At 60.3% G+C, this 11,670-nt stretch carries 11 protein-coding genes; 1 reads left to right on the forward strand and 10 read right to left on the reverse strand.

What is annotated here, in order from left to right; translation table 11 throughout:
- Positions 1-352 precede the first annotated feature (352 nt).
- The 3 genes from PMI11_RS02150 to PMI11_RS02160 form a co-directional block, all read right to left on the reverse strand.
- Positions 353-1,174, reverse strand: a complete 822-nt coding sequence (locus tag PMI11_RS02150) for a bifunctional allantoicase/(S)-ureidoglycine aminohydrolase (protein WP_037070546.1) — start codon at positions 1,172-1,174, stop codon at positions 353-355.
- Between the two features lie 69 nt (positions 1,175-1,243).
- Positions 1,244-1,819: a hypothetical protein gene (locus PMI11_RS02155; RefSeq protein ID WP_007812815.1), complete on the reverse strand. Its 576-nt coding sequence runs from the start codon at positions 1,817-1,819 to the stop codon at positions 1,244-1,246.
- A complete protein-coding gene (locus PMI11_RS02160) occupies positions 1,816-2,727 on the reverse strand; it encodes an SMP-30/gluconolactonase/LRE family protein (protein ID WP_007812816.1) in 912 nt (303 codons plus the stop codon). Before PMI11_RS02160 ends, PMI11_RS02155 begins: the two co-directional genes overlap by 4 nt.
- A 118-nt stretch (positions 2,728-2,845) precedes the next feature.
- Here PMI11_RS02160 and PMI11_RS02165 point away from each other — a divergent pair, with 118 nt between their 5' ends.
- Positions 2,846-3,748 carry a MurR/RpiR family transcriptional regulator gene (locus PMI11_RS02165; protein WP_007812819.1) on the forward strand — a complete coding sequence of 301 codons (903 nt, stop codon included), beginning with the start codon at positions 2,846-2,848 and terminating at the stop codon, positions 3,746-3,748.
- Between the two features lie 4 nt (positions 3,749-3,752).
- Here PMI11_RS02165 and PMI11_RS02170 read toward each other — a convergent pair whose 3' ends face one another.
- The 7 genes from PMI11_RS02170 to PMI11_RS02200 are packed head-to-tail and all read right to left on the reverse strand — an operon-like array spanning position 3,753 to position 11,072.
- Entirely contained in the window at positions 3,753-4,469 is a 717-nt protein-coding gene (locus PMI11_RS02170; RefSeq protein ID WP_007812822.1) for an aspartate/glutamate racemase family protein, read from the reverse strand.
- Between the two features lie 18 nt (positions 4,470-4,487).
- The gene (locus PMI11_RS02175) at positions 4,488-5,393 is read right to left on the reverse strand and encodes an ABC transporter substrate-binding protein (RefSeq protein ID WP_007812824.1); all 906 of its coding nucleotides are present in this window, start codon (positions 5,391-5,393) and stop codon (positions 4,488-4,490) included.
- A gap of 15 nt (positions 5,394-5,408) precedes the next feature.
- On the reverse strand, positions 5,409-6,557 hold the full coding sequence (locus tag PMI11_RS02180) for an ABC transporter ATP-binding protein (RefSeq protein ID WP_007812826.1): 1,149 nt from the start codon (positions 6,555-6,557) through the stop codon (positions 5,409-5,411).
- 4 nt (positions 6,558-6,561) lie between these two features.
- Entirely contained in the window at positions 6,562-7,395 is an 834-nt protein-coding gene (locus tag PMI11_RS02185; protein ID WP_007812828.1) for a carbohydrate ABC transporter permease, read from the reverse strand.
- Positions 7,395-8,300, reverse strand: a complete 906-nt coding sequence (locus PMI11_RS02190) for a carbohydrate ABC transporter permease (protein WP_007812830.1) — start codon at positions 8,298-8,300, stop codon at positions 7,395-7,397. Before PMI11_RS02190 ends, PMI11_RS02185 begins: the two co-directional genes overlap by 1 nt.
- Before the next feature lie 28 nt (positions 8,301-8,328).
- A complete protein-coding gene (locus PMI11_RS02195) occupies positions 8,329-9,582 on the reverse strand; it encodes an ABC transporter substrate-binding protein (RefSeq protein ID WP_007812832.1) in 1,254 nt (417 codons plus the stop codon).
- A gap of 56 nt (positions 9,583-9,638) precedes the next feature.
- Entirely contained in the window at positions 9,639-11,072 is a 1,434-nt protein-coding gene (locus PMI11_RS02200) for a M24 family metallopeptidase (protein WP_007812834.1), read from the reverse strand.
- Positions 11,073-11,670: the final 598 nt, after the last annotated feature.

Genomic DNA, 11,670 nt, shown 5'->3' on the forward strand with positions numbered 1-11,670 from the left:
GAGTAGCGCTGTCGAGGTCATAAGCAGCTCAAGACTATCCGACGAACAGGTCGGGAACGGCGTTTGGGCAAGATAGCTGGCGTCCTTGAGTGCAGATGTCCTTGATCCTCAGCTTCAGTTCGGCCTGCTCGCCGCACCCGGACTTATAGACAGAAAGCGACCGATTGATCTTCATCGTCGAGCAAGCGAACCGGATCCAGACCTTCGAGTCTGTCTTGATCATGGCACGTTGGTGATCAAGCCCACTGCCGAAAAGCACAATTGGCTGGCCACATCGTCCCGGAGCGTCGCCGCTCGCACCAAGGCATATATAAATAGTCACGTCAGTCGTTCCGACGGCCGGACGATACGATTACCAAAGTGATGCGTGCCGATTGACGTCCTTGTAAAGCAGATAGCGAAACCGGCCCGGTCCTCCCGCGTAGCAAGCTTGCGGGCAGAACGCCCTGAGCCACATAAAATCGCCGGCCTGGACTTCCACCCAATCCTCATTCAGACGATAGACGGCCTGTCCCTCAAGAACATAGAGTCCATGCTCCATGACGTGGGTCTCCATGAAAGGGATCACGGCGCCTGGTTCGAGAGTAACGATCGTGACATGCATGTCATGGCGGATGTCCGTCGGGTCGACAAAGCGCGTCGTTGCCCATCGACCGTCCGTATCGGGCATAGGGGTCGGCAGATGCTCGTCCTCGTGTGTGAAGATCGCCTCCGGCGCTTCGATCCCCTCGACTGACCGGAAAGCCTTCCTGATCCAGTGAAACGTCGCGACCTCAGCGCCGTCGTTTTGCAGCGTCCACGCACTACCGGCCGGCAGGTAGGCGAACGATCCTGGCCGGAGGCGATGTGTGGCACCGTCATGCTCGATCGACAAGCTTCCGGCAACCACGAATAGGGCCGCTTCAGCTCGGGAATCCGGCTCGGGCTTCGCGCTACCGCCGCCAGGCAACACCTCCATCACATATTGGGAGAAAGTTTCCGAAAAGCCGGTCATGGGGCGCGCTATGATCCATGCCCGCGTCTTGGACCAGTGCGGGAGGAGGCTGGTGACGATATCCATCATCACACCTCGAGGTATCACTGCGTAGGCGGTGGTGAACACCGCCCTTCCGGAAAGGAGGTCGGTCTGGGGCGGATGTCCGCCACGAGGGGTATGGTAGGAACGATTTTCCATCGATAAGACTCACCTGGGGTTTAAACAGTTTCGTCGGCTTCCGACATAGACGTTTGAATTCGCCCCGCTTCAGCGCAAGTAGAATGGCTTCCCTCCGGCGCTCTGAAGAGCCAGATCGATCGCCGTCATATCTGCATAGTTCATCAGCAGTCCATAAGTCGACGAAACATGGAACGGCGCGTCGGTCGAATGTGTCGTCACGACGCTGATCACCTCGTCCCGGAAGCCGAGATCGTGCAGCACAAGCCCAGCGACGACGCCGTGCGCCATCTGCATCGACATGGTCGAGCGCTCGACGCCCTCGGCCTTTGGTGAGAAGAGCACGAGCTTGTCGATGTCGTGGACGAAGAGGATCTCGTCGAGCAATTCCGGATCGAAGTCCCGCGAGATCAGCTTTCCACCTGCAGCGGCCAGGCTTCGACCGATCCTGACGACGTCGTTGGTGTGGGCGACCAGCGAATACGAAACGCCTGGGGAAACGGGTACGCTGTCGAGGTCGGGGAACTCGCTACTCGACCACATGATCGACCAGGCCTCGACGATACGGTCGATGATTGGTGCGGCGAGAGTGTCCAGTCCCTCCAGAGCATCCCTTACAGTGTCTCTATGGGAATCCCTGACCAGATCCTTCCGGTAGAAGCTCATCCTTCGTTCCTTTCGTTCGCGCCCGGAAAGGGCATGTCTACTTTCAGAATCCGGCAAGCCGCGCTGTCCGTGATGTAGAGGCTGTTCGGGTCCGCTTTTCCAAAGGCGATGTTGGAGGCGGAAGCTCCCTCGGGCACCTCGACGAAATGCGTGAGACGCCCGACCGCATCGAAACGCAGGACGCCAAGTCCAGGCTGCGCGACGACCAGACCGCCGTTGGCGTCGACTGACAGTCCATCAGGTCCCCCACCCCCGGAAAGATTGAGGAAGACACCAACCTTGCTGGTGCCGCCGTCTCTGAGGAATGGAAGTCGCCATATGGTGTTGGTCCGCGTCACCGCGACGAACAGACGGCTTCGATCCGGACTGAACGCCAACCCGTTGGGGCTTGGTATATTGCCGAGCACCCTTTCCAGCCTTCCCGTCGGGAAATGCCACCGATAGACAGCGCCGCTCGTCTCCTGCAGGCCGGACTGCCCCTGATCGGTCATGTAGACCCAGCCACCATCTGCCAACGTCAGGTCGTTCAGGCCGCGGAAGCGTTCGCCTCGGTATCCATCGACAAGAACGGCGACGCCCCCGTCCGGACGAACCTCCACCAGACCCTGCTTGTGGTCCGCGACGAGGATGCGTTCGCCCAGGATTTTCAAGCCGTTCGGCCAGCCCTCGTAGGAACAGTAAAGTTCAAACCTTCCGCGAGGGGTCAGCATGAAGATACGACCGAAGGGGATGTCCACCACGAAGAGGTTGCCATTCCTGTCGAAGCAAGGGCCTTCCAGGAAGGAACCTAGTGTCCGGCCACTGGCGTTCACATCGGACCAGGTGCTGGACTTTGGCTTGGTCCAGCGTTCTGGCAAGGTGGCATGAACCTCTGCCAGAAGGCGGACGGGCGGGTCGAGATAGAACATCAGCAGCCACTTTCTGACGTCGGAAATACTCTGCTCGACGCATGCGTAATGCGTCGATGCTTGAACCTTTTGACGTGGTTCAATAAGGGTTCACGGATCAGATGACGAAGGACGCGCAGTGAAACCCACGCAGAAGGAAGATGGCTCGAAAAGGCCTCGTTCGCTGGAGGCGAGGATCTACGCGATCTACTCCGATCTTCCCCCCGCGGAGAAACGCCTGGCGGACGTCCTGCTTCAGTATCAGATGGATCTACCGAGCTACACCGCCGGAGAGCTGGCGGAGAAAGCGCAGGTTTCAAAGGCGACCGCCGCCCGGCTGATCCGAACGCTCGGCTATAAGACCTATCCGGATGCGAAGCGGCAGATCCGCAAGGATCAGGACTGGGGATCGCCCCAGGCGGGCCTTGCCGACAAGGAGGGACTGCAATCACAATCGGTCTCCATCGCCAGAACGATGCAGATGGACCTCGACAATATTCGCACCACGGTCGAAGGGCTGCCCGAGAAGACCTTGGCGGACGTCAGCGACGCGATCGTGCGTGCGCGTCGTGTCTGGATCATGGGATTGCGCAGCGGCTACGGCCTTGCGCAACAGGCAGCACACTATTTCACACTGATGAAGAGTGACGTTCAGGTTCTCCCTGCCGGCGGTGCGAGCTATTCTCATGAAATCGCCTCCATCGCGAAGGGCGACGTCATGCTCGTCATTGCCTTTAGACGCCGTCCCCGACTACTGCCGACGATCATCCGCGAAGCACGGGCCGCCGGCGCAATCACGATCCTGATTACCGACCTCAGTGCCCTGGCGAGCGCAAAGGCCGCGAACCATGTATTGCGATGCCGTTGCCAATCGCCCTCCCCTTTCAACTCCTTCGTCGCGGCCCTGACCATCATCAACTACCTCGCTTGGAACGTCGCGACGGTCATGGGGGCGGAGAGCCTGGCACGCTACGAGAAGATCGACCGGCTCGTGAAGCTTCTGGACGACGTCTCCACTCCACAGACCACAACCGGACGCTGAAGCTTCAGCGAAAGCTTTCAAGAACGTCCACGCGGGTCGGACTAGCCCAAATGCCCCTTTTCGAAGAGGAGAGCCGGCAGTGGACCAATGTCTGCGCCAGGCCGACGGCAGCGCTGACACCATCGACGACAGGTATCTCGTGCTTCGTCTGAAGTTCGAACGCGAACTCCGCCATTCCGGCACATCCGAGAGCGATCCCCTCAGCGCCGATCGCGACGGCCTGTTCGATAAAGCCCGAGATCGTGTCGACAGCACGCGTCTCGGGATTTTCAAGTTCCAGTACCGGAATGTCGGACGCGAACACCTTGCGGCAGCGGCGTCCGAAGCCGTAACGAAGGATGTTGTCTTCGATCACCGGAGCGGACCTCGACAATGTCGTCACGACGCAGAAGCTGTGGGCGACAAGGCTGACGGCATGAAACGACGCCTCACCAATTCCGATGACGGGCCTCGTTGCGACCGCTCGCGCTGCGTCGAGACCGGTGTCGTCGAAGCAGGCGATGATGTGAGCGTCCGCCCCGTCCGCCTCGGCCGCGATGATTTCCCGCAGGAGGCCAGGCACCGAGAGTGCGCCGTCGAAGGGGCCTTCGATCGCCGCCGGTCCGACCTTCGGCTGGCGTCCAACGATCTCGGTGCCGGCGTCGGCGACGGATCGTGCCGCGGCTGCAATCCGCTCCGTCATCGAAGCGGTCGTGTTGGGATTGATGACTGCGATACGCATGGTCCGGGAATCCTTGCGTCAGAGGCTAGAGAACTGGCTGGTTGGACGGCGATCGATCAGCTCGGAATATGCGATCGGCTCCTCGGTCAGATGACCGTCGGCAATGCCGCGCTGCCATCGCGCATAAGCCGCCTCGTCGATCTTCGGTGACGTCCACATCCCGATCGAACGATAGGTGTTCGCGAGCTGGACGAGGAGATCGGCATCGAATTTCGGGAATGTCTCGGCAAGGAAACCGCGAAACCCGGTCGCATCGTTATCAATGATCCAGGTCATCGCCCGCCCAAGCGCCCGGGCGAACCTCGTCTGCAGGTCGAGGCGGTCGTCGTCGCTGTCGTCGGGCGCGTAATAGACGCTCCACGGCACGTTGCCGCCGGTGACGGCGAGCGGCGAGACGACGCGCGCCAGTCCTTTCATCTCCAGGCTGGCGGCGGACGGATAGTCGATTACGAGATAGTCACCCATCCCACCCAGGAAGAGATCGGACAGCATCTTCCCGTCGAGGTCCTGGACAAATTTCACCGATAACGGATCGACGCCGTTTTCGCGAAGCAGCATCTTGATGAAGAGCCCGACGCTTGCTCCATTGCTGCCCTTCATCGACACGATCTTCCCGGCAAGCCTTGCCCAGTCGAAATCTTCGGGCGCCTCGCGTCCCACGATGGCTAGAGGCGCACGCGCCGCGACCTGGGCAAAAGGCGTCAGTCGTTTGCCTCGTGCGAAGAACATCGATGGCACCCAGATGCCGCCGAGCGCTGCGTTGGCCTTCGCCGAAGCGATGTCAGAAAGGACAAGATCCCAGGGGGACGGGACGCTGGCGCTCACCGACAGTCGCTCGTCGGCGAAGAAGCCTTTCCAGCTTGCGACATATTCGGGAAGGTAGTTCAGGCTATGCCCGGTGGCGGAGATATGAAAGTTCTGCATCGTTCCCATCCTGTCTCAAGCCACCCGTTGGCCGGTGTCTTTGTCGAACCAGACGACGTCTTCCAGCCGGTAGTCGAGCGAGCATCTGGAACCGATGGCGAGCTTCGGGTTGCCAGAGACGCGGACGAACACGAGATCATGCTCCAAAAGCGTCGTTTCGGGGGCCTCGCCGTCGGTCAGCAGGCGGCAGCCGATGACCGTCTCGGCGCCGAGCCGTTCGACGACCGCGATACGCGCCGGGATCTTCCCCTCGCCCTCGGGCAGGAGCGTCAACTTCTCCGGACGGATGCCGAAGGTCACCTCGCCCTGCTTCGGGATCGGCGTCGAATGCGATGCGGCTTCGCCCCCTGACAGCGAGAGCTGGTTGCCTCTGGCATTCGCCGGAACGAGGTTCATCGGCGGCGATCCTACGAAGCGTGCGACGAATGTGTTTGCGGGCCGGTCGTAGATCTCGTCAGGTGTGTCGACCTGCTGGACGACGCCCTTGTTCATCACGATGATCCTGGTCGCCATCGTCATAGCCTCGACCTGGTCATGGGTGACGTAGACGAAGGTCTTCGCCACCTTGTGATGCAGGGCCGATATCTCCGACCGCATCTGAGTTCTGAGCTTGGCGTCGAGGTTCGATAGCGGCTCGTCCAGAAGATAGACCTGCGGGTCGCGCACAAGCGCTCGAGCGAGGGCCACGCGCTGTCTCTGTCCGCCCGACAAGCTCGCAGGACGCCGTTCCAGCAGCGTCTCCAGTTCCAGCTGTCGGGCAATCCGGAGCGTGCGCTCCGCGATGTCGGGCCGCCTCATGAGGTTCCGGCGGGCGACGCTGTTGACGATCGGCAGGTGATACCACTTGCGGAAACTGTTCATTACGAGCGGAAAAGCGATGTTCTCGCGCACGGTCATATGCGGATAGAGCGCATAGCTCTGGAAGACGAACGCGATGCCACGTTTCGTGGGTTCCCAGTCGTTGGCGACGGCGCCATCGAACAGGAGTTCGCCGGAGGTGATTTCGCTCAGTCCTGCGATCATTCTCAGCAGGGTCGACTTGCCGCAACCCGACGGTCCGAGCAGCACCAGGAATTCGCCGTCATTGATCTCGGCGTCGAAGGTTTTGATGACCTGATGGTCGCCGAAGCTTTTGGACAGGTTCTTGAAAGTGAGAGCAGGCACTGGATTATCCCTTTACAGCGCCAGCGGTCAGACCTGCGACGATCTTGCGCTGAATGAGGAGGAAGAAGACGATGGCGGGCAGGCTGAAAACGATCGCGGCCCCCATGACGGCGGACATCGGCGTCTCGTATTGGCCGACGAAGGACGCGAGCCCCACGCTTGCGGGCCACAGCGAGGCGTCCATGAGGAAGGTCGACGCGAAGAGGAACTCGTTCCATCCCGCGAAGAAGGCGACCACGGCTGCCGCCGCAATGCTCGGCATGATGAGCGGAAGGATGATCATCGTCAGCACGCTGAACCGCGGGCAGTTGTCGATGATCGCCGATTCCTCGATCTCGTAGGGCACGGAGTCCATCGCACCCTTCAGGATGAAACATGCGACTGGCAGCGAGAACCCGACATTGGCGAGGATGAGCCCGAAGAGACTGTTCAGCAGGCCGAAGGTGATGAACATCGCGTAGAGCGGAACGAGGATCAGCGCCTCGGGAACAACCTGCGTCATGAACAGGAGGAAGCCGACGAATCCCTTGCCATGAAAGCGGAAGCGGCTGAGGGCATATCCTGCGAGCGAGCCCAGGGTGAGGCTCAGAACGGTTCCACCGGAGGCGATCAACAGCGTGTTGATCATCCAGCGACCGAGGGGGACCTCGCCGAGCTCTCTTGTCAGTTCGCCGACGTTTTGAGGCTGGGGCCAGATCACCTGCCCGGTACCGTAAAGTTCCGAATTGATCGATAGAGCCGTCGTCAGCATCCAGTAGACGGGAAAGCCCGCATGAAGGATCAGGACGCCGATGAGCAGGTAGCGGAGAGTTTTGAGGGTTAGCTTCTTTGTCGACATCAGCGGGTCATCCATTTCATGCGGCGCCGCTCGGCAATGTAGTGAAGCGCGGCGATGATGAGCGCGAGAACCAGCCCGACGGCACCATAGGCGCTTGCCATGCCGAGCTCGTGCCCTTCGAATGCGACCTGGCGGATCTTGACCACGAGCGTACCGGTGCTTCCCAATGGGCCACCGCCCGTGAGAAGGTAGATGATGTCGTACCGGCGGATCGACCAGACGGCGACGAGCAGGGCGGCCAGTTGGATCGACGGCCGAATATGGGGAAGCGTGACCGCCCGAAACGTATTCAGTCCGTCCGCGCCATCGATCTTGGCGGCTTCCCGGACTTCTCCAGGCACTGACTGTAGTGCGGCAAGGACGACGAGCATGACGAAGGGCGCTACCTGCCAGACTGTCACCGCGAGCACAGAACCGAGCGCATAGTCCGTGCTGGTAAGCCAGGCGAAACGACCGAGACCGAGCGCTTCCGTGACACGGTTGAAGATGCCGGACCGCTCGTTGTACATCCACAGCCAGATCAGCGACGCGGCAACGCCCGGCACCGCCCAGCCGAACAGGAGGATAGCCCGCACGACGGTTCGTCCCCTAAACGGCCGGTCGATGGCAAGTGCCGAGATCACGCCAAGCGTAACGCCGAGAATGACGGTGAGCGCCGTGTAGATCAGCGTCACCTTGAGCGACAGATAGAAATTCGGATCGTCGAGAAGCCGTTCGTAGTTCCCGAGGCCGATGAACCGGCCTCGGTTTGGATTGACGATGCGCGTGTTGGTCAGGCTCATGTACATCTGACGGGCTAGCGGCCAGAACATGAAGACTGCCAGGTAGATCATCGGCGGCAGGATGAAGGCGTAGGGCAGAAATCGCGCCAGGCCACTGCGTTTCTTGGAGGCGGTCATGGTCATTTGATCACCCTCTTGAACGACGCGTTCATCAGAACTGTGTATCGACGCTCTTCTGGGCCTCGGCCAGCGCCGTCTTCGGATCGGTATTGGTGAGAAGCACCTTTTCGACCGCCTGCATGACGAAGCGCATGATCTGGGGCGTTTCGACCTCGTGCCCCTTGATGAGCGTACTCCTGGAGGTTTCGGCGAGCTTTGCAAATTCCGGAACCCAGGGATTGGCGTTCGAGAAAGCCTCGTCTACGGGCACGTCGGTCGCCAGAGCGTCCGGGCCGGATGCGCCTCTCAACGCCTTCTGCCCGTCGGGACCGACGAGCCACTTCACGAAGGCCAGCGCCTCCTCCTGATGTTCGCTGTGCGAGCTGACGCCGACGAAGATCTGCTGATGGGCACCGGGATGCGTGAACGGCAGCGGCGCTGCACCCACGTCCGCGGACGGGAGCGCACCCCCCGAAGCGATGTTGAGCGTGCCGCCCGAATTGTCGATCGAGAAGGCAACATGCTTTTCCTTGAAACGCGTCCGTTGCGTCGGCATGCTGTCACCGACCGGAACGATGCCAGAGTCGTAGACTTTCTTGAACGCCGCGACGGCGGCCGCCGCCTCCGGCGTGTCGATCGTCAGCTTTCCGTCGGCATCCACCCAGTTGACCCCATATCCGTAGGCCCAGTTCTGGAAATCCATGAACCATCCCTTGAAGTCGTTCATCTGGTGGCGGGCGGTAAAGCCGATGACGCCGGGTGTCGCGCCGGAGACCGTCTTGGCGGAAGCGATGAGATCGTCGATCGTCTTCGGAACCTCGGCCTTCGCCGTATCGAGTATGGCCTTGTTGTATATGAGAGCGTAGACGGCGCGCTGCCAGGCGACGCCGTAACGGGTTCCGTCGATGACGCCGTTCTCGTTCGTCTTGTTGAGGTTGACGCCGGCGACCGCGTTATCGAGGGGCACAAGGAACCCGGCATCGGCGATTGAGTAAAACAGCCCTTCCTGCATCATGGCGATATCGGGGCCCTGCCCAGCCCCCATTTCCGTCGTGATCTTGTCGTCGAACTCGGACGCCGGAATGGCCTCCTGTTCGAGCGTGACGTTCGGATTGACCTGCTGATATTTCAGCATCGCGTTCCAAAGGTTCTTGCCGCGCAGAGCGTCAAGCCATTGGGAGTTCGCGAGCTTCAGCGTGACCTTGTCGCCCGACTGGGCGTAGCTCGCGCCGACATTGAGGCTGAGTGTCAGGCTGACGGCAGCGACGGCGGTCAGCAAGGCTCGGCGATGAATTCCTGACATCATGTTCGTTCTCCTTCTGGGGTCGTTTTTATTATTCATTCCATCCGGGATGACCCGGTTTACGCATTGATCCTGTGGACGGCCAGCGGCGTGTGGTGGCTGAGGTTTTCGGCCCCATCGGCGGTCACCAGGTAGCAGTCGCCCACGTTGCAGCCTGCCACCTCTGGTTCGAGCCACTGCGAGTGCAGGACGAAGGTCATGCCTTCGGCAAGTTCGTCGTGGTTGTTGGACTGGATATTGTAGGGCGTCATCTTCGCCATCGACACCGAGTGGCCGACGTTCGGGTTATGGGGCCCGAGTGTCGCGGGGTAGACGTGCATGAGCTTGCGTCCCTGACGTTCCCAGTCCTCCTCGACGACGTGCTTGCGGGGGATGAGACGCGGCTTGCCGTCGTCGCCGGCGGCCCAGTTGTAGGGCATGTCGCGGCTCTCTGCAGACGACAGATATCCGCGGGAGATATACGGCTCGAACGAGGCGTTCGCCAATTCCGAGATCAACGCGCCCGGCCGGATGAGAGAGGCAGCCTTCTCCACGCCCTCCCTGCACATCTGCAGGACTTCCTCCTGCTTGTCGGTAATGTCGCCGACGGCAATCATTCGCGCGATCTGCGCAGTGTAGCCCTGGTAGATCACCGCGGAGATGTAGAGGTTGATCAAGTCGCCGGGACGAACGACGTGACCGTAGGGCTTGCCGCAGTGCGTGCCGTAACGATTGATGCCGATCTGGTATCCGTCTCCCGTTTCGCCGCCGCGCGACATCTGCGCATAGGTGAATGCCGCATAGATTTCGAAGTCCGTGACTCCGGGGCGGGTCACATGGTGGGCGGCTTCAATCCCGATGCTGGCGAGCTGCGCGGCAGCGCGCACGACAGCCTGCTCCTTCGGCGATCTGACCTTCTGCATCCGCTCGACGATTGCATGGGCGGGAACGAACGAGCTCTTCGGCAGCCGGGCCTTCAGTCCGTTCCAATAGCCCGACGACGTCGCATCTCCGATGAGACCGACCTGCGCAACGGAAAAACCTTCCTTCTCAAGAAAGGCGCCCACAGCCTCGACCACCTTGTCGACAGTCTTGCCTGGACGATTATAGGTCTCCCTTCCCCAGGTCCCTACCTGCCAGATGTCCTCCACCAGCACCGGCTCACCGGCCGGAGGCAAAAGGACGGAGCTGCTGAAAATCGAAAACAGCGTCAGAGGGCGGTCGTCATCCGTCGGGATCACGAGGATGCCTTCGCGGGCCCAGTCGCAGATGTAGCGGAGGTAGGAATTGGAGACCTTGTAGGAGCCGATGGAGTCGGCGTGGACGAGTACGACATCATGGCCGGCGACGACTGCTTCGCGACGAATGCGGCGCAGGCGGTCGACGAACTCGCTCTCCGGAAGCGGTCCGACCGGCTGGAATTCGAAACTGGGTTTGAAACCATCGAGAAGCTTCTCGAATTGCTTGCGCTCTCCCTGGTCCCGAATGCTGTCCGATCGATTCAATGCGCTCATTGGTCTCTGCTCATGAGTTATCACTAATGAGCCAAGCTTATCGCTGAAATTTTTTTTGCAAATAGCATCGGGAGTCGAAATCGGTTCAATATGCCCAATTCTTATGCATATGAAAAAAATTGTGCATACCGACTAAAAAAAGTCTGCATCGTCTGCGGGCGCACCGATGAGCCAGTCAACGCAAAAACACGATGTTACCGGCATTTTCGGCCCGGATCGATGAAAAAAAACCGTCATCGGACGCTGAAAAATCTGCAGCGGCCAACAGGAAAATGCCCAGAATCTCGGCGCGCGACCATGAATGTTCGCCTGAAAGTTATTTTTCATGTGAGTTCGCGATAGCGTTCGAAAAGCCAATCGTGGAAATCCGCAACCGTTTCCTTTACAATATACCCAAAGGCGCGGCGGCGCTCGAACCAAGTCACAAGGCGAAGTCATTCTTGAGTGGGACTGCTCGGATATGACCGTCTGGACAAATGAGAGCCTACGACGAGAGATCGCCTCGCCCACCCCTCACCCGGCCGCACCAGCGATCGCGCAATATCGATGATGTCGTCGCGCGAGGCCGTCGGATCTTCCCTGTTCCAGGCGGGACCGA

The organism is Rhizobium sp. CF142, assembly GCF_000281145.1.
Taxonomy (GTDB): domain Bacteria; phylum Pseudomonadota; class Alphaproteobacteria; order Rhizobiales; family Rhizobiaceae; genus Rhizobium.

What these genes read in the sequence shown, in the direction of transcription:
- PMI11_RS02150 (WP_037070546.1), bottom strand. Translation starts at nt 1,174, where the DNA reads ATGGAAAATCGTTCCTACCATACCCCTCGTGGCGGACATCCGCCCCAG.
- PMI11_RS02155 (WP_007812815.1), bottom strand. Translation starts at nt 1,819, where the DNA reads ATGAGCTTCTACCGGAAGGATCTGGTCAGGGATTCCCATAGAGACACT.
- PMI11_RS02160 (WP_007812816.1), bottom strand. Translation starts at nt 2,727, where the DNA reads ATGTTCTATCTCGACCCGCCCGTCCGCCTTCTGGCAGAGGTTCATGCC.
- PMI11_RS02170 (WP_007812822.1), bottom strand. Translation starts at nt 4,469, where the DNA reads ATGCGTATCGCAGTCATCAATCCCAACACGACCGCTTCGATGACGGAG.
- PMI11_RS02175 (WP_007812824.1), bottom strand. Translation starts at nt 5,393, where the DNA reads ATGCAGAACTTTCATATCTCCGCCACCGGGCATAGCCTGAACTACCTT.
- PMI11_RS02185 (WP_007812828.1), bottom strand. Translation starts at nt 7,395, where the DNA reads ATGTCGACAAAGAAGCTAACCCTCAAAACTCTCCGCTACCTGCTCATC.
- PMI11_RS02190 (WP_007812830.1), bottom strand. Translation starts at nt 8,300, where the DNA reads ATGACCATGACCGCCTCCAAGAAACGCAGTGGCCTGGCGCGATTTCTG.
- PMI11_RS02195 (WP_007812832.1), bottom strand. Translation starts at nt 9,582, where the DNA reads ATGATGTCAGGAATTCATCGCCGAGCCTTGCTGACCGCCGTCGCTGCC.
- PMI11_RS02200 (WP_007812834.1), bottom strand. Translation starts at nt 11,072, where the DNA reads ATGAGCGCATTGAATCGATCGGACAGCATTCGGGACCAGGGAGAGCGC.